At 70.6% G+C, this 22,504-nt stretch carries 24 protein-coding genes and 2 pseudogenes; 14 read left to right on the top strand and 12 right to left on the bottom strand.

Translation table 11 applies throughout. The annotated features are described in order from the left end of the window. Nucleotides 1–9: 9 nt before the first annotated feature. Nucleotides 10–705, top strand: a complete 696-nt coding sequence (locus O2L01_RS22340; protein WP_270124245.1) for a class I SAM-dependent methyltransferase — start codon at nucleotides 10–12, stop codon at nucleotides 703–705. Nucleotides 706–1,547: 842 nt separating this feature from the next. On the opposite strand, the gene O2L01_RS22335 is transcribed toward O2L01_RS22340, so the two are convergent. Next, nucleotides 1,548–2,216 (bottom strand): response regulator transcription factor, encoded by a 669-nt coding sequence (locus tag O2L01_RS22335; protein WP_270124244.1) that lies wholly within the window; start codon nucleotides 2,214–2,216, stop codon nucleotides 1,548–1,550. After that, nucleotides 2,213–3,319, bottom strand: coding sequence for a sensor histidine kinase (locus O2L01_RS22330; protein ID WP_270124243.1), 1,107 nt, complete (start codon nucleotides 3,317–3,319; stop codon nucleotides 2,213–2,215). The genes O2L01_RS22335 and O2L01_RS22330 overlap by 4 nt, the downstream gene beginning before the upstream one ends. A gap of 178 nt (nucleotides 3,320–3,497) precedes the next feature. Here O2L01_RS22330 and O2L01_RS22325 point away from each other — a divergent pair, with 178 nt between their 5' ends. The 6 genes from O2L01_RS22325 (at nucleotide 3,498) to O2L01_RS22300 (ending at nucleotide 8,335) form a co-directional block, all read left to right on the top strand. Then, nucleotides 3,498–4,493, top strand: a complete 996-nt coding sequence (locus O2L01_RS22325; protein ID WP_270124242.1) for a hypothetical protein — start codon at nucleotides 3,498–3,500, stop codon at nucleotides 4,491–4,493. 41 nt (nucleotides 4,494–4,534) lie between these two features. Beyond that, nucleotides 4,535–5,050: a GNAT family N-acetyltransferase gene (locus tag O2L01_RS22320; RefSeq protein ID WP_270124241.1), complete on the top strand. Its 516-nt coding sequence runs from the start codon at nucleotides 4,535–4,537 to the stop codon at nucleotides 5,048–5,050. 584 nt (nucleotides 5,051–5,634) lie between these two features. Beyond that, on the top strand, nucleotides 5,635–6,159 hold the full coding sequence (locus tag O2L01_RS22315; RefSeq protein WP_270124240.1) for a GNAT family N-acetyltransferase: 525 nt from the start codon (nucleotides 5,635–5,637) through the stop codon (nucleotides 6,157–6,159). 2 nt (nucleotides 6,160–6,161) lie between these two features. Next, nucleotides 6,162–6,671, top strand: coding sequence for a DUF1990 family protein (locus O2L01_RS22310; protein WP_270124239.1), 510 nt, complete (start codon nucleotides 6,162–6,164; stop codon nucleotides 6,669–6,671). Nucleotides 6,672–6,728: 57 nt separating this feature from the next. Next, nucleotides 6,729–7,520, top strand: a complete 792-nt coding sequence (proC, locus tag O2L01_RS22305) for a pyrroline-5-carboxylate reductase (RefSeq protein ID WP_270124238.1) — start codon at nucleotides 6,729–6,731, stop codon at nucleotides 7,518–7,520. A 98-nt stretch (nucleotides 7,521–7,618) separates the two neighbouring features. Then, the gene (locus tag O2L01_RS22300) at nucleotides 7,619–8,335 is read left to right on the top strand and encodes a polysaccharide deacetylase family protein (RefSeq protein ID WP_270124237.1); all 717 of its coding nucleotides are present in this window, start codon (nucleotides 7,619–7,621) and stop codon (nucleotides 8,333–8,335) included. A gap of 43 nt (nucleotides 8,336–8,378) precedes the next feature. Here the strand turns inward: O2L01_RS22300 and O2L01_RS22295 are convergent, their stop codons facing one another. The 4 genes from O2L01_RS22295 to O2L01_RS22280 form a co-directional block, all read right to left on the bottom strand. Then, a complete protein-coding gene (locus O2L01_RS22295; RefSeq protein WP_270124236.1) occupies nucleotides 8,379–9,392 on the bottom strand; it encodes a hypothetical protein in 1,014 nt (337 codons plus the stop codon). 12 nt (nucleotides 9,393–9,404) lie between these two features. After that, complete coding sequence (locus O2L01_RS22290) at nucleotides 9,405–10,556, bottom strand: trypsin-like serine peptidase (RefSeq protein ID WP_270124235.1); 1,152 nt, start codon at nucleotides 10,554–10,556, stop codon at nucleotides 9,405–9,407. Between the two features lie 33 nt (nucleotides 10,557–10,589). Further along, nucleotides 10,590–10,901 carry a DUF4190 domain-containing protein gene (locus tag O2L01_RS22285; RefSeq protein ID WP_270124234.1) on the bottom strand — a complete coding sequence of 104 codons (312 nt, stop codon included), beginning with the start codon at nucleotides 10,899–10,901 and terminating at the stop codon, nucleotides 10,590–10,592. 75 nt (nucleotides 10,902–10,976) lie between these two features. Then, nucleotides 10,977–11,900 carry an NAD-dependent epimerase/dehydratase family protein gene (locus O2L01_RS22280; protein WP_270124233.1) on the bottom strand — a complete coding sequence of 308 codons (924 nt, stop codon included), beginning with the start codon at nucleotides 11,898–11,900 and terminating at the stop codon, nucleotides 10,977–10,979. Between the two features lie 65 nt (nucleotides 11,901–11,965). On the opposite strand from O2L01_RS22280, the gene O2L01_RS22275 reads away from it, so the two are divergent. Continuing rightward, nucleotides 11,966–12,556: a TetR/AcrR family transcriptional regulator gene (locus O2L01_RS22275; protein WP_270124232.1), complete on the top strand. Its 591-nt coding sequence runs from the start codon at nucleotides 11,966–11,968 to the stop codon at nucleotides 12,554–12,556. Between the two features lie 4 nt (nucleotides 12,557–12,560). Here the strand turns inward: O2L01_RS22275 and O2L01_RS22270 are convergent, their stop codons facing one another. After that, the gene (locus O2L01_RS22270) at nucleotides 12,561–13,505 is read right to left on the bottom strand and encodes a GntR family transcriptional regulator (protein WP_270124231.1); all 945 of its coding nucleotides are present in this window, start codon (nucleotides 13,503–13,505) and stop codon (nucleotides 12,561–12,563) included. Nucleotides 13,506–13,666: 161 nt separating this feature from the next. Between O2L01_RS22270 and O2L01_RS22265 the strand changes: the two genes are divergently transcribed. Beyond that, entirely contained in the window at nucleotides 13,667–14,791 is a 1,125-nt protein-coding gene (locus tag O2L01_RS22265) for an FAD-dependent monooxygenase (RefSeq protein ID WP_270124230.1), read from the top strand. 52 nt (nucleotides 14,792–14,843) lie between these two features. On the opposite strand, the gene O2L01_RS22260 is transcribed toward O2L01_RS22265, so the two are convergent. From O2L01_RS22260 to O2L01_RS22250, 3 genes are all read right to left on the bottom strand, one after another. After that, nucleotides 14,844–15,425 (bottom strand): pyridoxamine 5'-phosphate oxidase family protein, encoded by a 582-nt coding sequence (locus O2L01_RS22260; RefSeq protein WP_270124229.1) that lies wholly within the window; start codon nucleotides 15,423–15,425, stop codon nucleotides 14,844–14,846. 93 nt (nucleotides 15,426–15,518) lie between these two features. Next, the gene (locus O2L01_RS22255; protein WP_270124228.1) at nucleotides 15,519–16,637 is read right to left on the bottom strand and encodes a caspase, EACC1-associated type; all 1,119 of its coding nucleotides are present in this window, start codon (nucleotides 16,635–16,637) and stop codon (nucleotides 15,519–15,521) included. Next, nucleotides 16,638–17,000 carry an effector-associated constant component EACC1 gene (locus tag O2L01_RS22250; RefSeq protein WP_270124227.1) on the bottom strand — a complete coding sequence of 121 codons (363 nt, stop codon included), beginning with the start codon at nucleotides 16,998–17,000 and terminating at the stop codon, nucleotides 16,638–16,640. It abuts the gene before it with no gap. A gap of 143 nt (nucleotides 17,001–17,143) precedes the next feature. Between O2L01_RS22250 and O2L01_RS22245 the strand changes: the two genes are divergently transcribed. The 4 genes and pseudogenes from O2L01_RS22245 to O2L01_RS25800 all read left to right on the top strand — a co-directional run. After that, on the top strand, nucleotides 17,144–17,476 hold the full coding sequence (locus tag O2L01_RS22245) for an SRPBCC family protein (RefSeq protein ID WP_270124226.1): 333 nt from the start codon (nucleotides 17,144–17,146) through the stop codon (nucleotides 17,474–17,476). 206 nt (nucleotides 17,477–17,682) lie between these two features. After that, nucleotides 17,683–18,507 carry an NAD(P)H-binding protein gene (locus tag O2L01_RS22240; protein ID WP_270124225.1) on the top strand — a complete coding sequence of 275 codons (825 nt, stop codon included), beginning with the start codon at nucleotides 17,683–17,685 and terminating at the stop codon, nucleotides 18,505–18,507. 4 nt (nucleotides 18,508–18,511) lie between these two features. After that, nucleotides 18,512–19,549 (top strand): annotated as a pseudogene (locus tag O2L01_RS25805) (winged helix DNA-binding domain-containing protein); the annotation flags it as partial. Nucleotides 19,550–19,693: 144 nt separating this feature from the next. Further along, nucleotides 19,694–20,152 (top strand): annotated as a pseudogene (locus O2L01_RS25800) (OsmC family protein); the annotation flags it as partial. A 9-nt stretch (nucleotides 20,153–20,161) separates the two neighbouring features. Here O2L01_RS25800 and O2L01_RS25795 read toward each other — a convergent pair. Next, nucleotides 20,162–20,728, bottom strand: a complete 567-nt coding sequence (locus tag O2L01_RS25795) for a cellulose binding domain-containing protein (protein WP_374727661.1) — start codon at nucleotides 20,726–20,728, stop codon at nucleotides 20,162–20,164. A gap of 228 nt (nucleotides 20,729–20,956) precedes the next feature. On the opposite strand from O2L01_RS25795, the gene O2L01_RS22230 reads away from it, so the two are divergent. Further along, a complete protein-coding gene (locus O2L01_RS22230; RefSeq protein WP_270124223.1) occupies nucleotides 20,957–21,904 on the top strand; it encodes an NADP-dependent oxidoreductase in 948 nt (315 codons plus the stop codon). 39 nt (nucleotides 21,905–21,943) lie between these two features. Here the strand turns inward: O2L01_RS22230 and O2L01_RS22225 are convergent, their stop codons facing one another. Next, nucleotides 21,944–22,402 (bottom strand): DUF2871 domain-containing protein, encoded by a 459-nt coding sequence (locus O2L01_RS22225; protein WP_270124222.1) that lies wholly within the window; start codon nucleotides 22,400–22,402, stop codon nucleotides 21,944–21,946. Between the last annotated feature and the right edge of the window lie 102 nt (nucleotides 22,403–22,504).

The raw sequence follows: 22,504 nt of genomic DNA, 5'->3' as shown, positions 1-22,504 counted from the left end.
ACTGTCCGGATGCCTCGAGACACCGCTTACCACGGCGCGCTCGGCGACGCCTTCGCCGCCCATTCCGCGACCGGGGCGTACAACGCCTACATCGACCGGCCCGCCATGCTCGCCCTCGCCGGTGACGTCGCGGGGCAGCGCCTCCTCGACGTCGGTTGCGGCCCAGGGCATTACGCGGCGGCGCTCGTTGAAAGGGGCGCCGAGGTCGTGGGCGTCGACGGCAGCGCTGAGCTCATCGCCCACGCGAAGGAGCGGGTCGGCGACCGTGCCGAGCTGCGCGTCCATGATCTGGAACTGCCGCTCGACTTCGCCGAGGACGCCTCCTTCGACACGGTCCTCAGCGCCCTCGTCGTCCACCACATCCGCGACCGTGCCGGCCTCCTCGACGAGATCTTCAGGGTCCTCAAGCCGGGCGGTCGCTTCCTGATCTCGACCACGCACCCTGCCGCCGACTGGAAGCACTTCGGCGGCTCGTACTTCTCGGAGGAGTGGGTCGACCTTCATCTGACCGGGGATCTGCCGTCGATCCACTTCCAGCGCAACACGGTTGAAGGGTTCATCGGCGATCTGCTCGAGGCGGGGTTCAGCCTTGAGAAGCTGGTCGAGCCCCGCCCGGTGCCCGAACTCGAGACGGTCGACCCGGAGGCGTTCGCGAGGCTCAACGACCGGCCTTCATTCCTTGCAGCCCGGCTGCGTCGGCCCTAGGCCCCGGCCCGCTTGCGCCGGCCTTAGGCCGAGGGTCGCCTGCGCCGGCTCTGGACCCAGGCCGGATTGGCGGCCGGGTCTGTCTTGCTTCAGGTCAAACCGGGCAGCGAAGAGGTGGGACTCGGGGACGGTTCATGCCCGGAGCGAGGTTGGTTGGGGGCGGGGCGGGGCGGGGCGGCGCGGGGCGGGGTGGGCGACACTCCCGACCGCGGGGGCCGGTGTTGGCTGTTCCCTTGGGGTGCAGTGGGGTTGGGGCTAATGTGAGGGTCTTGTACCCCTGTGGGTGATGACGGCCTGGGGCTGTGCGGGGGATGATTGATGTACGCACAGGGATACGGAAAACGTACAGGTGGCGAGTAGGTGCACGCAGACTACGCCAAGCCTCTGGCCGAAACCCAAACCGGATGATTTTCCCGAGTCTCGTCAGCTCAGTCTCTTCGTGCTATCGGGTTCCACAGCGGACCACGGCCCTGCGAAAGGGGGCGTGCTGGGTGGGAGATCGTTGGTCGGGATCACCTCGGCCGCGACAGTGTCCGGAACGAGGCACACGACGACGATTGGAGCGACCGTCGAGGCCTGCGTAGGCCTGAGCGAGACCCGTCGAGGTCTGCGCGGGAGACCAGTCGAATGCGGACCGCCCCACAGCCAGTCCGCATTGCAAGGATCGCTCTGTTGGAATGCTGTTCCGCAGGGGGGCAACGAGACCATCGACCGGAGGGGAGGAGTGATCGGGGTGTTTGTCTGGTTGGGGCACACCCGTTGTCAGTGCGATCCAGTCGCTGCTGTATCGGAAAGGAGGTGCAATGGAAGGAGCACTGGTAGGTGCCGAAGCTGCGTCGCTTCTAATCGGCGAGGCCCGCGTCGTGGACGAGGAGTGCGAGTTGGACTCGGTTGTTCAGGTCGAGTTTGCTGAGCGCCGCCGAGACGTGGGTCTTCACGGTCGGGACACTCAGATGGAGGGCCGCGGCGATCTCCGCGTTCGAGCTGCCTCGCCCGACTTCGATCGCGACCTCCGTCTCCCGGGTGTTCAACGCGCCCAGGCGTTTCCGGGCTTCGCCGCGCTTGTCGGTCGGCGCTCCGTCGGTGACGATGCCGATCAGTCGCCGCGTCACCTCCGGCGATAGGACCGGCTCGCCAGCGGCGACCCGCCGGACCGCCGCCACGATCTCTGCGGGCGGGGTGTCCTTGAGTAGGAAGCCGCCCGCGCCGGCCCGGAGGGCGCGGCGAACGTGGCCGTCGGCCTCGAATGCCGTGAGCACCAGGACTTCCGGTGCGTTCGGGACCGCTCGCAGCCGCTCGGTCGCGGTCAGACCGTCGACCCCGGGCATGTGGAGGTCCATCAGGACCACGTCGGGCCGCAGCCTTGCCACGAGGGCCGGGACGTCGGTGCCGCTGCCGGCTTCGCCGACCACGTCGAGGTCTCCGGCACCGCCGAGGATCATCCGGAGTCCGGCGCGGACCAGTGGATCGTCGTCCACGACCAGGATCTTCACGGAGGGCTGTTCGCTCATGCGGTCCAGGGTAGCCACGCGTGGACCCGCCAGCCGCCATCGGCCGTCGAACCGTATTCGAGTCGCCCGCCCGCGAGCGCGGCGCGTTCCTCCAGGCCGATGAGGCCGTGGCCCGAGCCGGGCCCGGTGTCGCGGCCGGAGCCGCTGACGACGGTGATGTTGAGGCCGTCCTCGGCCTGGCCGTCCACAGTGATCTCGACGGGTGCATTTTCGGCGTGCTTGCGGGCGTTGGTCAATGCCTCCTGCACGATGCGGTAGGCCGTGCGTCCGGAGCGCTCGGGGACCTCGCCTTCGACTCGTTCGTGCAGTTCGATGCGCATCGCGGGCCGGGCTTCCTCGACGAGGGCCCGCAGGTCGGCCATGGTCGGCTGCGGGAGTTCGCCGATCGGGGCGCGGAGGATCGCGATGATCTCGCGCAGATCGCGCATCGCGAGCTGGGACTGCTCGCGCACGACCCCGGCCGCGCGGGTCAGCTCCTCGGCGGGAGCGTCGGGGCGGTACTCCATGCCGCCCGCGTGGAGGCTGAGGAGGGAGAGTCGGTGGCCGAGCATGTCGTGCAGCTCGCGCGCGAGTTCGTCGCGCGCCCGCTGGCGGGCCCGTTCGCGTTCGTCGCGTTCCGCTTGGGCCGCACGGGCCTGCAGTTGGCGGCGGTACCGCACGAACATGCCCCAGCCCGCCGTCGCCGCGAGCAGGGCCAGCGAGAACCCGAGCGAACCGGGCACGCTCATCTCGCCGGGGCGCAGGAACATGTACACGACCCCGGCGGCGAACGCGCCCGCGAACACCCACGCCGCCGTGCGCAGGGACCGCCGCACGACCACCGAGAAGAGCATGACGACCAGCGGGAACGCGACGGTCTCCGCGTACGTCGAGGCGACGATGAGCGCCACGGCCGCCTGCGTCGGCCAGCGTCGCCGCAGCCACAGCAGGGGCAGCGCGAGCAGACCGGTGGCCATGTCCAGGTCGAACAGCCAAGGCGGTGAAGGCATCTGGCCGTTCAGGCGCTCCCCGGCGATGGACAGCCACGCGAACACGCCGATCGCGAGCACGCCGAGGTCCACCGCCAGGCCGCGCGCGCCGCGCCTCGTTCCTTCGCCGCTCATGGGCCCGAACCTATCCGCTCAGGAGTCGAGAGGCGACAAGCGCCGCCCGATCCGATACTTTCGTCAGCCTGGTCGGTCCCTCGGTCGGGCAAGCGGAGCGCAATGCGATGCCTTGGATTCGTCGTTCGCGACCTTGCACTGATGCGCCGGGCTCGCCTGCGGACTTAGCGTCGAAGGCATGGAAACCACCACTGTCGATGCGCCGCAGCGGCTCGGGCCGGTCCGGCTGCTGCCCGTGCTCGCCCTTCTCGTGTTCTCGCCGATCGCGGCCGAGAGCCTCGTCGGCTACGACGACACCACCGGGGACCCGCTCGCGCTGCTCTCCGGGCTCTTCATCTTCATCCCGCTGTACGGCGCGCCCGCGCTGCTCCTGCGCGAGGCCGCGCGCCGCTTCGGCCTCGGCTGGGGCGGCGTGCTCGCCGTCGCCGCCGCGCTCGGCGTCCTGCAGGCGGGGATCATCGACCAGTCGATGTTCTCCCAGGACTACCGCGACATCGACTACTGGCAGGACCTGGTCGGGTCGACCTGGATCCCCGCGTTCGGGCTCGCGGCCTCGTCGGCGCTGACGTTCGTGCTCGGGCACATGATCATGAGCTTCACCGCGCCGATCGCGCTCGTCGAAGGCCTCGCCCCGCGCCTCGCCGACCGCCCGTGGCTGCGGCCGTTCGGCCTGGTTGTGACGGTGGTCTTGTATGCCGCGGGCGCTTGGACGGTCCTCGCCTGGCATTACAAGACCGAGACCGATCACGCCTCGGCCGGGCAGCTCGCGGGCGCCGGTGCGGTCGCTCTCGTCCTCATCGGGTTCGCGTTCCTGCTCGGCCGCAGGAAGGCGGCGAGCATTGAACGCCGCATTCCTCCTGTGTGGTCGATCGTCGCGGCCTCGGCGGTCGCAGTGTTCTCGTTCGGGTTGTACGAGACCTGGACCGGCGTCGCGATTACCGTGATCGTGCTGGGCGCCATGGGCTTCGGAGCCGCGTACTTCGCGCGTTCGACCGCGTGGGGCCGCCGCCAGGTCACCGCGCTCGCGGTCGGGGCGCTGCTCTCGCAGGCCCTCACCGGGTTCCTCGCGATCCCGATCGGCGACGTCGACCCGTTCGCCAAGTACGCCCACAACACCGCCGCGACCCTCCTGGTCGTCGCGCTGGGCTGGTGGGCGCTGCGCCGCACCCGCTGAATCCGTTGCGGGAGGGCTCGGACTGCGAAAAGCTGGTGGGTATGGACGAGGCGCTCACCGACGGCACGGTCACGCTCTCCCCGCTTGGGCCCGCCGACTTCGCGGACCACTACGCGGGGGAGGACGAGGAGCTGGTGCGCTGGCTCAGCGGCGACCCCGCCACCCCCGAGGGCCTGCGCGACTACCTCGACTGCTGCGCGCGCTGGTGGCGCGCCGGCGGGCCCTTCCACAACTTCGGGATCCGCGTCGGCCCGGCCCTCGAACTCGCGGGGACCGTGGACGTCCAGACCGACATGTACTACCTGCGCGAGGGCCAGACGAACCTCGCGTACGGGCTCTACCCGCAGTGGCGCGGCCGGGGCCTGGCCACACGCGCGGTACGCCTGGCCTGCGCGTACGCGGCTTCGATCGGCTGCACCGAGGCCGTCATCCGCTGCGAGCCGGAGAACACCCGCTCGGCGGCGGTCGCGGCCCGCGCCGGGTTCACGTTCCTCCAGTGCCGCAGCGAACCCGACGGCCGCGTCCTCGACTGGCACACCCTCGACCTGCGCGGCTGAGGCACTCGGCGGCTCAGTCGTTCGGAGGTTCGTCCGGCTTCGAGGCGATCCCGTTGGCCGGCAGGTACTTCCAGCCGTTCACGGTGAAGCCCTCGTACGAGGCGAGCTGCATCGATGCCCGGGGCGAACTCGTCGTTGCGCCGCAGGATCGACCCGATCGTGGTTGAACTCGTCCACGGCCGCTTGGAACCCCGCTGCGCCGTCGACCGGCACGAGCACCGTGAGCTCCACCGGATCGGGGCACCCGGCCGGCTTCTCATGCCGTTCGACGACCACCCCGGCGGCGAAGGCCATGAGGAGGACCGCCGGCTCCCCGCCGACGAGTGCCCGGCTCACCCTGCGGCGCCTGAGGACGTCCTCATTCCTGTGCCGTCCGGAGTGGTTCGGCGCAGCGGAGAAGCCGGGCGGAGGAGATTCGTCGTCGAGCCCTGGAGGCTCCGTTGCCTTGTCGCCGTGGAGGGTGTCGTCGCAGGGTGGTTCCGGTGCGGATGCAGATCAGTATGCCGCAAACGCGCTCCCATCGGGGTCGGTCGATATCCGACACCTGTACCCATCGGGCGCGCGCGACCCGGCAGAATCAAGCCATGATCACCATCCGCCCCATCGCGCTCGCCGACGCCGAACCGATCGCGGCCCTGCGCCGCGAAGGCCGCGACTACCTCGCCCCCTGGGAGCCCGACCGGGGCGAGGCCGCGTACACCGCCGCGGGCGTGCGCATCGAGATCGAGGCCGCGTTCGGCCGCGCCGATGCGGGCACCGGGCTCACCTACGCGATCGAGGACGACGGCCGCTTCGTCGGCCAGATCTTCCTCAACTCGATCGTGCGCGGCCCCTACTTCCGCTCCTGCAGCACCGGGTACTGGGTCGCGAAGTCCGCCGCCGGGCGCGGGGTCGCGACCGAGGCCGTGCGCCTCGCCAAAGCGGTCGCCTTCGAACGGCTCGGCCTCTTCCGCGTCCAGGCCGAAACCCTCCTCCACAACCACGCCTCGCAGAAAGTCCTGCAGCGCAACGGCTTCGAGCCGATCGGCATGGCCCCCGCCTACCTCAAGATCGCCGGGAAATGGCAGGACCACCTGCTCTTCCAGGCCCTCAACCCGGAAATGGACTGACCGTGGACCTCGGCGTCAACTACCCCGAAGTCGGCGCGACCCGCACCGGCGACCTCCCGGCCGGCTACCGCCACCTCGAGCTCACCACCGACCTCGACACGCCGCTCGCCACGGCGGCCGAGATCGTCATGACCTTCGGACTCCAAGCCCGCTGCGGCCTGCGCCCCGAATCGGACGTCCCACGCGCGACCCCCGGCGCCGAATTCGCCCTCCGGTACCTCGGCGTGCGCCTGCCCTGCCAGGTCGTCTGGACCGAGGAGACCCCCGAACTCGTCGGCTTCGGCTACGGCACCCGGCCCGGCCACCTCGAACGCGGCGAAGCGTCCTTCCTGCTCGAACCGCTCGGCCCGAACCGCACCAGGTTCACCGTCCGCTCCTTCTCAGTCCCCGGCACGCTCGTGACCCGCCTCGGCGCGCCCGTCACGCGGTTCCTCCAGACCCGCGCCAACGACCGGTACCTCACGGTCATGCGGGACGCCTGCGGAGGAGCGAATCCTCCCGAATCCCGGTAGCCTTTCGGCTCGGCCCGTAGATTTCGGGCTGTGAGGCGCTGACACGGAGGTGAGGACATGGACATCGCGCTGCTCGGCGTCGGCCATCTCGGCGAGGCCGTGCTCGCCGGGCTCATCGACTCCGGGCTCCCGCCCGCCCAGATCTGGGCCACCGCCCTGCCCGCCGAACGCGCCGCCCACCTCGCCGACGCCTACGGCATCGAGGTCGGCACGGACAACCAGAACGCCGTCACCGAAGCCGACGTCGTGCTCGTCGCCGTCCCGCCCGTCGCCGTCGGCCCCCTCCTCTCCGCAATCGGCCCCCACCTCGAACCGGACACGGTCGTCGTCTCCCTCGCCGCCGGCGTCCCCCTCGCCAAGCTCGCCGAACGCCTCCCCGAGGGGATCACCGCCGTGCGCGCCATGACGAACATCGCCGCCCGCGCCCGCCAGGCCGCGACCGCGCTGGCCGCGCCCGAGGGCACCGACCTGACCGAGATCGAGGACCTCTTCGACCGCATCGGGGTCACCGTGATCGCGGACGAGTCCATGATGGATCTCATTACGGCCGTGGGCGGTTCGGGCCCCGCGTTCCTCTACTACCTCGCCGACTCGATGACGAACGCCGCGATCGACGGCGGCATGGAACCGGTCGCCGCGCGCGTCCTGGTCGACCAGATGCTCCTCGGCGCCTGCCTCCACCTGCAGGACTCGGACGAGCCGCCCGGCGCGCTCCTCGAACGCATCGCCACCCCCGGCGGCACCACCGAGGCCGCGCTCGAATCGCTCGACGAGTCGAATGTGGACGAGGCGATCCGCGCGGCCGTGGCCGCCGCGGCCGAGCGGGGCGGGGAGCTCCCCGGGGCCTGATACGCCTTTGGCCCGCAGATCGGTTGCCTTGGGGCACAAGCCGCTTAGGTGAGAATTCCCTCGTTGCACCACAAGGGATTCCACGCCACGATGTGCGGATGAAACATCTTCGCCTCATGGCGACCGCCGCAGTGGCGGTCCTCGGCTCCCTCCTCCTCGCCGCCCCGGCTGCGGCACGGGACGCCACCGACCCGGCTACCCAGGGCGCCGACGCTCAAGCGGCCGTCCAGGCCGACGACCCCTGGAACGGCACCATCTTCCTGACCTTCGACGACGGCCCCGGCGGCTCCTACACGGACGCGATCCTCGAAGTCCTCGCCAAGAACCACGCCAAGGCCACGTTCTTCGAGCTCGGCCAGAACGCCCAGCGCGACCCCGCCCGCTCCCGGGCCGTCCTGGCCGCCGGCCACGCGCTCGGCAACCACTCGTGGGACCACCCGGACATGACCACCCTGACCCGCGCCCAGATGGACGCGCAGATCAACTCCACCCAGAACCTGCTGGAAAGCTATGGGGCCGAAGTGAACTGCTTCCGCCCGCCGTACGGCGCCTACAACGCCGAGGTGACCAGCGCGATCACCGCCGCGGGCCTCCAGCGGCAGATGTGGAACGAGGACACCAAGGACTGGTCCCGGCCCGGCGTGAACGCGATCGTCGACGTCCTGCTCGGCGCCACCCCCGGCGACGTGGTGCTGATGCACGACGGCGGCGGCGACCGCTCGCAGACCGTGCGGGCGCTCGAGATCGCGCTGCCGCAGCTCGCCGCGAAGGGCTACAAGTTCGGCATCACTCCGAAGTGCAGCCCCGCCGCTTAAAGGCCTCCCCTTGCCCCGCGGCGACATGCGGGGCAAGGGGAACTCACGCTTCAGTGCCTGAAACCTCAGTGCCCTGCGCCCGAGTGCGCTTGCGGCGCAGCAGCAGCGCCCCGACCGCCACGAGCGCCAGCACCAGCGCGATCCCGAGCATGACGACGTACGTCGCCGTGAGCTGGTCGGTGAAAGCGTCGTACGTGACCGGCGCGAACGCGGCATCGCGCGCCCGCGAGACGAACACCGTCCTGCCCTCCCCGATCGCCCACAGCGCCGCGCCCGCCAGGACCGCGCCGAGTGCGCCGACGACCAGCGCCGCGATCCACCGGCGGGGGATGAGCACGAAGGCGACCACCAAGAGCCCCAAGGCGATCCACGGCAGCCAGTCGGCGGCCCGGTTCAGCCGGTCCACATAGCTCTGCAGCTCGGGCACCTGCTCCGAGTCGACCAGCACGTAATCGGCTTCGACCTCGGGGATGTTCCCGGCCAGCTTCACGTCGGCGTCCACCATGCGCTCTTTGACGATCGCCACGACCCGCCCCAGGTCCAGCGTGAGCGTGTTCCCCTCGGCCTTGAGCGCCCCGCTGTTCTCGCCTTCGAGCGCGGAGACGAGCGAGCTGTGCGCCTCGCTCACGGCCGCGTCCCACACCTCGAGGAACTGCGGGCTCGCCACGAACTTCTCGACCTCGCTCGCTATGTACCCCTTCAGGGTCTCCACCGCCGAGTCCACCAAGGACTCGATCGCGGCCGGGGGCGTCCCGGTGCCGAGCGACGAGCTCACGTCCGCCTCGATCTTGTCCACGTCGAGCGCCGAGTCGATCTGCGCGGTGATGAGCGAAGCGATCCCGGCCTGGACCTGCTCGTCCTCGGCGATATCGGCAGTGAGCTCGGTGAACCGGTCCGTGTCGAGCAGTTCCAGGCGCGCGTAATAGGCCGCCACCGCACCGGTGACGGCCACGACCCCGAGGACGCAGGCGAGCAGCGCCACGATCCATCGCACGAGGCGCAGTGCGCCGCCGCGCCGCTCAGGAGGCGCGGCCTCCTCGGTGTGGTCCTCGGCCACGCTCGGCTCCCATCAGGTCAGATACGCCGCGATGAGCGGATAGATCCGATCCATCCGCACCGCCTGGTTCGGGCACCCTCCGAAGTGGTGGAGGCCCACCACCTTCCCCGTCGCCCGGCTGATCACCGGTGAGCCCGACGAACCGCCTTCGGTATCGCAAAGGTACGCGAAATCGGTGCCCGCGCCGCGTCCTCGGTGCCGCTCGTCCCCGACCACGCAGCGGGACCCGAGCCCGTCCGGCTCGGACGTACTGGACGAGGCGATCCGCAGCGGCTTCCCGCCCGGGTGCTCCGGGATGTAGATCTTGTCGTGCAGCCCAACCGGATCGGCACTGAGCGGCAGCGCGGGCAGGTGCGCGATCCGCTCCGGCTCGGCCACCGTGAACAGCGTGAAGTCGAGCGTGAAGTCGGTCGCCAGGACCCGGTCGCCGCTCACCTTGAGCGGCTTGCGGACCTTGCCGCCCGCGCACCTGACGCACTCGTACCCGAACTGCACCTCGGTCACACGCGCTTCGGCCGAGTTCTCGAAGCAGTGGTTGTTCGTCAGGAGCCGGTCGTCCCCGGCGATCCAGCCGGTGCAGTACGACTCGCCGGCGATGATGAGGCGCGCGACGGCATGGCTCGCGCCGTACGCGACCGGGTCGGAGTCCCGGTAGCACACGGCGTTCCGCGTGTCGTCCACGCCGCAGATGCTCTCGGCCCGGGTCTCGCTCGGGCGGCTCGCGAGCTGGGCGTCGTTGAGCCCGCGCGAATACTCGGCGATGTGAGCCGCGGCGGCGACGCCGTCGGCCGCGTCGTGGAGCGTGACCTCCGCGGTCTCGCCCTCGATCGAGAGCGCCCACAGCTCACCGTCCGCGACGTCGGCCGCGCCGTACTCGTGGGACTCGCCGCCGTCCGGGCTCGCGACGGTGAGCGCGTCCCGCTCGCCGAGTGCGACGCGGTCGAAGTGGACCTTGATGAAGGCCGCCTCGGCGTGCGCGACCGTGCTCGTCTCGCCCGGTACGAGCACGACGTCGGCCGCTTCGCGTTGGGCGATCTGGTCGGCGCGGTACTGCGGGGTCTCGTTCGCGGCGGCCTGGGGCGCCCAGGCGAGCAGTGCGGCGGCGACGGTGGCGGCAGTGGCGGTGCCGGTGATGGACTTGGCGAAGGCGCGTTGCGTCTGCAAGTGGACCTCTTCGGTTCGTGGCGTCGGTCGGTCCTAGTTGTATTCGTTCTTGTAGTCGTCCATGCGGTCCATCCACGCGTCCCAGCCGCCCGCGATGAGGGCGATGATGAACGCGGCGAACGCGATGATGCTGATCCAGCCGAGGACGATCGCCGTGGTGGCGAGGCCGCTGCCGGAGTTGTTGCGGGCCTTGATCTGGCTCTTCGCGACGTAGCCGAGGATCAGCCCGAGGATCCCCAGCGGGCTGCACAGCCCGACGATCGCGAGCACGAAGGCCGCGATGGCGACCCCGTTCATCTCCCTGGGCATGGTGACCTGCGCGCCCGGTCCGTAGTCCTGCGTCATTGACCCCTCCAATGCAGACGGTGAGTGTGCGCAGTCTATGAAGGGATTCGGGCGGTCTGGGGCGTTTCGGGGGAATCAGGCCTGTCGCTTGAACCAGGCCACGGTCTCGGCGATCGCCCGCTCGTGCGGGGTCACCTTGACGTGCTGCGGGAAGGCGGCGCGGAACGCGGTGTCGTCGACGACGAAGGCGCGGTCGCGCTGGTACCAGGTCTCGCCGAGCTCCTTGACGATCGGGTTGAACGCGCCGATGAGGCGCTGCATGCCGCGGCCGAGCGAGGCGCTCTTCGGCTTGCCGCCGGCGGCCTGCCAGACGAGCGCCAGGAACTCGGTGCCGGTGAGGGGCGGGCCGACGGGGAGGTGCCACGCGTAGCCGTCGGCCTTCGGGTTCTCGCCCAACGCGACGAGGCCGGCGGCGAGGTCGGGGAGGTAGTTGACGGTGTGGAGCTCGTCCGGCTCGCCGAGCCAGCGGGCGGTCTTGCCGGCCGCGGCGGCGGCGAAGACCGTGGCGCCGAGGGTGGTGTTGACGCCGCCGGGGCCGAAGTAGTCGGAGGCGCGGCCGAGGGTTGCGCGCACGCGGCCCTCCTTGTGGGCGTTGAGGATCATCTCGGCGACGCGGGCGCGGGCCCGGCCCTTGGGGAATGCGGCCGCGTACGGCATGTCCTCGGTCATGGGCGCTTCGACCGGGCCGTACATGTACAGGTTGTCGGCCGCGACGAGCCGCGCGCCGGACTTCTCGACCGCGGTGAGGACGGTGTCCGTGAAGCCCACGAACTCCGCGGCCCAGTCGGCGTAGGGCGGCTGCGCGCATTGGTAGACGACGGCCGCGCCCTCGCAGGCGGCCTGGGCGCCTTCGGCGGTGGTGATGTCGGCCCTGAAGCCTTGCGGGCCTTCGGCGTTGCGGCTCACGGCGCGCACTTCGTGTCCGCGGGCGGTGAGTTCGGCGACGACGGCTTTGCCGATGCCGCCGGTGGCGCCGAGGACGACGTGCAGTTCAGACATGGGGTGCTCCAATTCCTTGGTTTAGTAACACTGTTATGTAACCACGTTACGATACGCTTGTCAACATGCCGAGACCGAGAAAACGCGATTACGAGACGCTGCGCCGCGAACTCATCGACGCGGGCGGGCGGCTCCTCGCCGAGGAGGGCCCGGCCGCGCTCAGCACCAGGCGGGTCGCGCAGGCCACGGGCACCTCGACCACCGCGGTCTACAACCTGTTCGGCGACAAGGCGGGCCTGGTGCGGGAGATGTTCCTCGAGGGCTTCGACCGCCTCACCGCGGCCTTCGCGGCCGTGCCGCGCACCGGCGACCCCGCCGCGGACCTGCTCGCCCTCGGCGACGCGTACCGCGCCAACGCGCGCGACAATCCGCACCTGTACGAACTCATGTTCGGCCGCCCGGTGCCCGAGTTCCGGCCGGACGCCGAGGCCGGGCGCCGCATTCAGCCGACCTTCGACGCGCTCATCGCCGCCTGCGCCCGCTGCGTCGAAGCCGGCGCCTTCGCCCCCGCCGAGCCGTACGCGATCGCCGTGCAGCTCAACGCGATGGCCCACGGCCTCGCGAGCCTCGAACTGCGCGGGGCGCTCGGCGACGTCGAAGAGGCGGACGCGCACTGGAAGCGCGCGTACGCGTCCCTCTTCAAAGGACTCGCCTGATCCGTCAGACCTCGCCGTTGCGGCGGGCCATCATCTCCACGCCGTTCAGGAGCAGACTGAGGCCCATCTCGAAGAGGCCTTCGAGGTCGAGGTCGTAGCCGTCCGGCAGGGAACCGAAGTGGCCGAACAGCTTCGCGAAGTGCGGGTGCTCGGCCATGAAGGCGTCGTCGCCCATGCGCGGCTGGTAGTGGAGGTCCGTCCACTCCTCGGAGGAGAGGCCGGTCTCGGAGACGGCCACGTCCTCGGCCTCGAAGTTCGCGGCCAGGCCCACGATGTGGCTGAAGAGCAGCACATGCACGTCGAAGTGCAGCTTCGGCGGCAGGCCGAGCCCTTCGAGCGCGCCGAGCAGCCGGTCCCCGAGGCGGATCACGCTCGGCAGGGGCAGCGGCCGGGTGAGCGGCTGGGTGCGGCCGAGCCACGGGTGGGCGCGGTGCAGCCGCCACAGCTCGCGGCACAACGCCTCGACCTGAGACCGCCACGGCGCGTTCGGTTCGCGCTCGAACACCGCCGAGCCGTACACGGCGTCGGCCATCGCGGTCACCAGATCGTCCTTGTCCTCCACGAAGCGGTACAACGACATCGGCGCCACGCCGCACCGGCCCGCCACCGCTCGCATCGAGACCGCTTCCAGCCCTTCGGCATCCGCCATCGCGGTCGCCTCCGCCAGGACCCGCTCGCGGGTGAGCTCCGCGGCCGGCTCGCCGGCCTTGCCGCGCCTCGGCGCGACCACCGTGCCCGAGCGCGGACGTGTGATCACCAGTCCCTCGGCCCGCAGCACGTCCAACGCCTTCGTCGCTGTGGCAAGCGCCACACCGAATTCTTGGGCGACCTGCCTCGTCGACGGCACCTTGTCGCCGGGAGCCAGCTCCCGGTCGGTGATCCGCCTGCTCAGCTCGGCGGCGATGCGCACGTAAGGAGGCGCTGTAGGCGGCTCGGTCGGTTCAGGCACTGCGGCCCCTTCCTCGGTCTGTACTACGACAGATCCTAGCCCCGGAGCTTCCTCCGCGCGGCACCTGTACTAGGGCAGTTCGAGGACGTATTTGCAGGTCAGGGCCAAGTTTTCTAAGTTGGTTCCAGACAGCCAAGTACAACGTATCCCGGAGGAACCCCATGACCACCGTCCTCATCTCAGGCTCCAGCGTCGCCGGCACCGCCCTCGCCTACTGGCTCCGCGAACAGGGCCTCACCCCTGTCGTCGTCGAACGCGCCCCGCAGCTCCGCCGCGGCGGCCAGGCCATCGACGTCCGCGGCGCGGCCCTCACTGTCCTGCGCCGCATGGGACTCGAGACCTCGGCCCGCGCCCTCGCCAACCACAGCAACGGCATGAACATGCTCGACCCCGAAGGCAACGAGATCTTCCGCTCCGAGGAGTTCGCGCTCTCCTCCGGCAGCCTCGACTCCGACGACATCGAGATCCTCCGCGAAGACCTCGTCGACCTCGTCCACGCCCGCAATGAAGGCGTCGAATACCTCTTCGGCGACTCGATCACCGCCGTCCACCAAGAGGCCGACGGCGTCACGGTGGAGTTCGAGAAGGCCGCCCCGCGCCGCTTCGACCTCGTGGTCGGCGCCGACGGCCTCCACTCCAACACCCGCAAGCTCGTCTTCGGCCCCGAGGTCCAGTACAGCCACCACCTCGGCACCTACCTCTCGGTCTTCACCGAGGAGAACTACCTCGGCATGGACCACTGGCAGACCTGGTTCAACGACGGCACCGACGGCGGCGCCGTCATGACGGTGCGGGAGAACGCCGAACTGCGCATCTACCTCGGCTTCGCCTCGCCCGAGCCGATCGAGTACGGCTACCGGGACGTCAACGCGCAGAAGCAGCTCATCGCCGACCACCTGACCGGCTTCGGCTGGGAGGTGCCCGGCTTCATCGAGCGGATGTGGAAGGCCGAGCACTTCTACTTCGACGCCATGGCGCAGATCAAGATGGACACCTGGTCCGAAGGCCGCGTCACCCTCCTCGGCGACGCCGCCCACTGCGCCGCGCCCCTCTCGGGCCAGGGCACCAGCCTCGCCCTCGTCGGCGCCTACGTCCTCGCCCTCGAACTCGGCCGCACCGAGGACCACGAGCTGGCCTTCGCCCGCTACGAGCGGCGCATGCGCCCCTTCGTGGAGGTCAACCAGGCGCTGGCCCTGCTCGACCCGCAGAGCACGCCCCCGGAGGAGCGCACCGCGCGCACCGACGCCGCGAAGGACGCGATCGACCTGGACGCGATCGTCGACTAGGCGTGAAAGCCGCAGGGCCGCACCGGAATCCGGTGCGGCCCTGCGGCGTCGTTCAGCTCTTGCGCGGCGGCAGCGGGAGCGGCAGCGCGGGCAGGCCGTCGATGCTCGTGGCGTTGTGCTCCTTGGACTCGCAGTACGCGGCGAACTCCTCATCGGTCTTGCGCCCCAGGAACTCCCGCAGCAGCGGCCGCTCCTCGCGGTAGTCCATGAGCGGCACGGAGAAGCCGCACGTGTCGGTGATCAGCTTGGCCCGCACGATGATGACGGCCCGCACGCCCGGCCCGTCGGCCTCGGCGAACAGCGGGATCAGCTCCTCGAACCGCGGGTCGTCGCGGTACACGGCCTCGCCGTCGCCGTGCACGCGGACGATGTTCGGCGGGCCGCTGAACGAGCACCACATGAGGGTGATGCGCCCGTTCTCGCGCAGGTGCGCATGGGTCTCGGCGTGGGAGCCGCCGAAGTCCAGGTACGCCACGGTCTGGTCGTCCAGCACCTGCAGCGATCCGTTGTGGCCCTTGGGGGAGAGGTTGATGTGCCCGTCGGCGGCGAGCGGCGCGGACGCCACGAAGAAGACGGGCTGCGCCTCGATGAACTCGCGCAGGCGGCCGTCGATCGCCTCGTACGTCTTTCCCATACTCCGAACCTCCACTCCCATGCAATGGACGAACCCGAACCTACGCCCGCCCCGCCTCGCGGTGCAACCGCCTTCCCGCCAGCCGGTCACACCTCACGCGGTTAGGCCGCCTTCGTCGCTGAGCCCTTGGAGCCGTGCGAATTCGAGCTCGACCAGATCGAGGAGGGCATCGACCTCCTTCACGTCGTAGCCCTCCCTGAAGCGGGTCGTCGTGAACTCGGCGCTCCTGACGAAGTCGGCCGACACGGGCAGCGGGCCGTGCTCGGCCTTCGCGAGGGCGTCCACCACCTTGTCGATGAACTCGTCGATCTCGTCCTCGTCGTACCCCTCGGTCAGACGCACGGTCGTGAACTTGGATTCGAGGACCTCCTGCCAGGTGATGACCGGGTTCGCGGCCGGCCGGGCCCGCGGGAGTTCGACCGCTTGGTCCGTCACCGACTGCCGCGCAACGGGAGCGGAACCGGGGAGGGCCGAAGGCGCCGGGGACGAGCGCCGCCGGTTCCGGGCGAGGGCGAGCCGGTCGGCGGTGTGGGTGCCGCGCTTCTGCGGTTCGGGGAGGCCGTTCTCCTCCGCGTATTCGACCAGGTCGTAATAGAGGTCGTGGAGGGTCAGCAGGTCCACCGGCCGGGGGCTGCCCTCGTTCAGCAGGTGGAGGAGTCCGCCGGTGAACGCGGTGTGGTCCATGCCCGCGAACGCGAGCGACGGGGAGTTGGCGGGCGAGGAGGTCAGCGTGTAGGTGCCGGCCACTCTGAGCTGGCGCTTGAGAACCTCCTCGGCACTGCTCATGATCTCGGTCGCCGTGCCCGAGTAGCAGCAGTCGAGAATGAGCACCCGCGTCTTCGCGCGCGATTGCCGGAACGCGCGCTGCACATGCGCGAAGGGCAGGCTGATCCAGGGCAGGACGTCCTGGGCGCTCTGCGGCAGCGCCAGGTGGAGCGAGCCGTCGACATCGATGAGGCCGTGGCCGCTGTAGTAGACGAGCAGCAGGTCCTCGGCCTCGCGCACGACCGCGTCGATCGCACTCCCGACGGTCGGGAGATCGGGCGGATCGAGCAGCGGTCGGCAGTGCTCCGGTCGCAGACCGGTGTGCGTCTCGAACGCGGCCTTGAGGTCGCGGAGGTTGTTGCGAACAGCGGGCACCTCGGCCAGATGCGAGTAGGTCGCGGTGCCGATGAGCAGCGCTCGGGACTTCGCGCCGTCGGGAAAGCGCACCTACTCGTCCTTGGCGATCGGCTTCGGCCCCGCGTCCCCGAAGAGCCTTTCGGCCACGATCCTCGCGGCCGGGCCGCTGGCGCTGACCTCTTCGACCGTGCCGTCGGCGCGCAGCGAGACCGTGATGTCCGACCTCCGGGTCTGGAGCCAGACCCCGATGGTCCGGCCGAGGGCGTCGAGCCCGCCGGCGGCGATCGCCGCCAGCAGCAGCTCCTGGAAGCCCCCGAGCTCGCCGTCCTCGGGCTGCGCGGACGCGAAGTCGACCCGGCCCCGGTACTCGTCCTCCCGGATCAGCCACTGCCGCAACGCGATCAGCTCGCCGCGGGCGTCCTCCGTGCCGCTGATCGTGATCTCGACGTCCATCGATGCACCTCCGCCTCCGATTCTCCCAGACGGGCACCACTCCCCGGGATCGCGAAAAACTCCTTCGGCGGCCGCGATGAATCAAGCGCGGGCCGCTCGTCTATACGGGCATACACCGCAGCACACGAACCAAGGAGCGAGCCATGAGCGCCGACGACCTCACCTACAGCCTCACCGCCGAAGCCGACGCCCCCGTCGCCGCCGTCTGGGCCGCGTGGACCGAGGACGCGCCCTACGAGGCGTGGAGCTACTCGAAGCCCGGCTCGGTGTCGATGGACCCGAAGCCGGACGGCCGATACACCGCCACCGTCGTCACCCCCGACGGCCAGGAGTTCCCGATCACCGGCCGGTACATCGAGGTCGTGGAGAACGAACTGCTCGTCATGGGCATGGACACCCCCGGCGGCGGCGAAGAGGTCATGCGCCTGGACCTGGTCGACCTCGGCGAGGGCCGCACCCGGCTCACCGTCTCGTAGACCTGCGCCACCAAAGAGGAGCACGACATGGCCAAGGAAGGCAGCCAGATGCTGCTCGACTCGTGCCTCGCCTACCTCGCGAAAGCCTGATCCCCGCGGAGGCGTCGGGGTCGGACTACCAGGATCCGGCCCCGACCCCCACCGCCGATGCCGGCTCCGGCGTCCGGGCACACTTGCACCCGGACTCAACACTGAACGGAGACGGCATGATCGGCATAACGGGAGCGACCGGCGGCGTGGGCTCGGGCGTGATCCGCCATCTTCTCGCCGCCGGACGCGACGACGTCGCCGCGCTGGCCCGCCGGCCTGAAGCCGTCCCGGCAGGGGTCGCCGCCCGCCGCGCCGACTACGACGACCCCGCGTCCCTCGCCGACGCCCTGCGCGGCCTGGACACGCTCGTGATGGTCTCCAGCGACGGCACCGCCGAGACCATGGCCCGCCACCACCGCAACCTCATCGCCGCCTGCGGACCCGACGTCCACATCATCTACACGAGCATCCTCGACATCGCCCCCGACTCGCGCTTCTACTACTCGCCCGGCCACCAGGAGACCGAAGCCCTCCTCGCCGACCGCCCGCACTGCCTTGTCCGCACCTCGGTCTTCGCCGACTTCTTCGCCTCGACCTGGCTCGCCGACGCGACCCGCACCGGCGAACTCGCCCTCCCTCTCGGCGACGGCGCCCCCGGCACGTCGCTCGTCGCCCGTGACGACGTCGCCCGCGCGTTGGCGGCGGCCGCGATCGCCCGCACTCAAGGCGTCATCGACCTCACCGGACCCGCCGCCCTCACCGGGGGCGAAATCGCCGCAGCCGCGACCGCAGCGCTCGGTACACCGTTGCAGTACAGGCCGATCGAGGACGCCGACTACCGCGCCATGCTCGCCGCGGACGGCGAACCGGCATGGCTGATCGAGGCCTACGCCAGCATGTTCCGCTCCGTGCGCGAAGGCCGCTTCGCCGCCGCGCCCGGCGATGTCGAGCGGTTGACCGGGACGCCCCCGATGTCCTTCGCCGAGTACCTGCGACGCTGACACCGTGCAGCTCACCGCCGATCAGTTGAACCGGGCGACCCTCGACCGGCAGTCGCTCCTGCGCCGCAAGCCCGGGGACGTCGTCGCCGCCGTGCGCGCGGCCGTCGCCGTCCAGGCCCAGTCGCCCGCGTCCCCCTACATAGGACTGTGGAACCGCGTTGAAGGGTTCGACCCGACCGAGCTCGACGCCGCGTTCACCTCGTACGACCTGGTGCGCGGCAACCCGATCCGCATGACCCTGCACGCGGTCGCCGCCGACGAGTACCGTCCGTTCCGCGAGGCCACCGAGCCGTCCCTCTACGCCGCGAAGCTCGGCGGCCGCATCGCCGACTCCGGCATCGCCGCGAAGGACGCCGCCGTGTACGCGGACGACATCCTCGAGTTCGCCGCCGAGGTCCGCGCCGCCCGCGACTGCGAGGCCCGCCTCGCCGACCGGCTCGGGGCCGAGACCGCCAAGGCCGTGTGGCCGGGCATCCGCCAGTACGCGCCGCTGCTTCGCGTGCCGCTCGGCGGCCCGTGGACGTTCAACGAGAAGGTCGCCTACCTCGCCGCGCCCGACCGGCCCGCGCTCGGCGACCGGGACGCCGCCGACGCGGCGCTCGAGAACCTGATCCTGCGCTACCTCTCCGGGTTCGGCCCGGCCTCGGTGGCGGACGTCGCCCAGTTCGCGATGGTCCAGCGCGGCAGGGTGACGCACGCGGTCAAGGCCCTCGGCGACCGGCTGCAGCGGCACGAAGGCCCGAACGGCGAGAAGCTCTACGACCTGCCCGACGCGACGGTCCCGGACCCGGAGACGCCCGCGCCGCCGCGCCTGATGGCCATGTGGGACAACGTGTTCCTCGCCTATTTCGACCGCAGCCGGACCGTCCCGGCCGACCTGCGCACCACCCTGATCCGCAACAACGGCGACGTGCTGCCGATGATCCTCGTCGACGGCCGCGCCGCCGGCGTCTGGCGCGCCACCGCCGAAGGCATCGAGGCGACCGCGTTCCGGCCGCTCACGGACGAGGACTGGGCCGGGCTCGCCGCCGAGGCCGAGGCGCTGGCGGCGTTCCTCGCCGACCGCGACCCCGCGGTGTACGGCCGCTACCACCACTGGTGGAAGCGGTTGCCCGCTGGCGAGACGGTGCGGCTCGCCGCTCGGTTAGGCTTTCGGCTCCACCCCCGCGATCGGAAGGAGCGCGCCATGAGCGGCCGCGAGCACCATTACGAGGTCACGATGCGCTGGACCGGCAATACCGGCAAGGGCACGGTGAACTACCGCGAATACGGGCGCGACCACGACCTCGTCGTGGAGGGCAAGCCGGTGATCCAGGCGAGCGCCGACCCGGCGTTCCGGGGTCAGCCCGAGCGGTGGAACCCCGAGGAGCTGCTGGTCGCGAGCCTCGCGGACTGCCACATGCTCACGTACCTGGCGCTGTGCGCGCTCGAACGCATCGTCGTCATCTCGTACGAGGACACCGCGACCGGCACGATACTCCAGGACGGCAACGGCGGGCGCTTCACGGAGGTGACGCTGGCTCCCGTGGTGACGATCGCCGACCCCGAGAAGGCCGATCGCGCGATGGCGCTGCACCACGACGCGAACAGGGACTGCTTCATCGCGAACTCGGTGAACTTCCCCGTGCACCACAACCCGACGATCCTCGCGGGCTTAGACGGGCGTGCAGGGCACGGTCTCCGGGATCTCGTACCGCCCTTGGACGTCCGCCTGGAAGCTCGCGTCGACGCTGGCGCCGGTGTCGAGGGCGGCGTTGAGGAGGATGTCGCCGTAGCGTTCGCCCTCGATGTGGGAGAGGCCCCAGGTCGTGGTCACCGTGAGGTGCTTGATCCCGATCTGGACCTCCCAGCCGTCGATCGGGTCGGCGCCGGTGTTGGCCACGGTCACGGTGACCGAGACCGATTGGTCCCATTCGTTGTCGAGCGTGAGCGAGGCCGTGCACTGTGGACCGTTGGCGGCGGCCTCCGAGGTCCCCGCCGGTTCGCTCGCGGACTCGCTCGCCGACGCCGACTCGGAGGGCGACTCGCTCGTCGTGGGGGAGGGCCCGTCCGGGGTGGCCGCCTCGGCGGCGTCCGGGTCGGTCGCGTCGCTCGCGGCCGCGGCGGCGGTCTCCTGGTTCTCGAACTGCGCGAGGTCGGGGTCGTGGTCGTCGCGCAGGGTGCTGAACTGCCAGACCGCGAGGGCCGAGACGAGGACGGCGACCGCGACGAGCACGAGCATGAGGCGGCCGTGGATTCGTCCGCGCAGCATGGCGCGGTCCATCCATGGGCGCATGGTGAACTCCTCCAAGGGGATCGGGCATTCGAGGCTTTTGCGGCCTCTGGCCTGGGGTGCCAGGCTCTATTGTGCAGAGCCAGGATGAAGCGTACAAGGCCGCGCGGCGCGGGGCCGAACGCCTGAACCGCACTCACGACCGGTGTAGATTCGGGCGGAACGGAAGGGATGTCCATGCGTGCCGTCGTAATCACCGATTTCGATACCGAACCGAGCCTCGCCGAGCTGCCCGTCCCTGAACCCGGCCCGGGCGAAGTGCTCGTGCGGCTCGCCGCCGCCGGTGTGAACCCCTTCGACTGGAAGGTCGTCGAGGGCGCGATGCGCGACTCGGTCGAGCACGCCTTCCCGCTCGTGCTCGGCTCGGACGGCGCGGGGACCGTCGCGGCCGTGGGCGAGGGCGTCGAGTTCGAGCCCGGCGAGCGGGTCTTCGGCCAGTTCATGGACGTGCGGCACGGCCGCGGCTCCTACGCCGAGTACGCGATCACGAACGCCGCCAAGCTCGCCCGCCTGCCCGCCGACCTCCCGTTCGACACCGCCGCCGCGCTGCCCACGGCGGGCGCGGCCGCCCACGACTTCGTGGAGAGCACCGGCATCGGGCCGGGCGCCACGCTCCTCATCAACGGCGCTTCGGGCGGGGTCGGCCAGGCCGCCGTGCAGCTCGCCGCCGCGCAGGGGGTGCGCGTCATCGGCACGACCGACCCCGAGACCGCCGCGTACCTGCGGGAACTGGGTGCTGCTGAGACCGTGGACTTCACCGTCGGCCCCACGGCCGATCAGGTGCGCCTCGCCCACCCCGGCGGCATCGACGCCATTGTGGACCTCATCTCTGGTCCGGGCGAGATCGAGCCGATCGCGGCGCTGCTCAAGCCGAACGGCGTCATCGTCTCTTCGAACGGCGCGGTCGACGCCGAAGTGCTCGCCTCGCGCGGCCTGCGCGGCGCGAACCTCTACGCGAACGCGAGGCCGGCGACGCTCGCGTCCCTCGCCGAAGCGGTCGAGCTGGGCCAGCTGCGGCTGCGCATCGACTACGAGGTCCCGCTCGAGGACGCCGCGGAAGCGTTGGCGCGCTTGAAGGCCGGCAAGTCCCGTGGCAAGACCGTGCTCACCATCGAGGCCGCATAGCGAGCGGGGCCGGAGGCGCTCGCCTCCGGCCCCGTCCGCTCACACCGCGGCCGGTTCGGTCTCGGCCGGCGCCTTCTCGGACTTCTCGGCCTTGATGCGCTTCTCGATGGTGTGGAAGAACAGGATGAGGCCCACGGTCAGCACGACGTGCCCGAGCCCGGCGATGCCGGCGAGCGCGGAGTCGGCGGCGCCGGTCGGCTCGTTGTCGAGCACGGTGAGGGTCCCGCGCAGGGTCAGGACGCCGACCGTCATGATCAGGCCGATGTTGTAGACCCAGAAGAACCACTTGAAGAGGCGGCTCTCGCTGAGCGCGAAGACCTTCTCGAGCGCGAGGGCGATGAGGAAGAACAGCATGCCCAGCGCGAGCACATGGGTGTGGACGACGCTGAGGCGCGTCTCGCCCTCGAACTCGGTGAGGTGGGTGAGCTCGCGGTAGTACAGGCCGCTGACCAGGCCCAGGATCATGTAGATGTTCGCGGTGTGGAAGAGCAGTTTCACGGGGTTCCTCGGGGGCTCGGGGGCGGATGATGCTGGAGTTGCGGGATCACCGTAGCGCTCCCCGAGCCTCCGGGAAGCGGGGGGCCCCCCCCCCCGGGGGGG

This window comes from Glycomyces lechevalierae, assembly GCF_027622945.1.
GTDB classification, from domain to species: Bacteria; Actinomycetota; Actinomycetes; order Mycobacteriales; family Micromonosporaceae; genus Glycomyces; species Glycomyces rutgersensis.
Note: the sequence above shows the minus strand (reverse complement) of the source record. Positions and strands in the feature narration are given on the sequence as shown.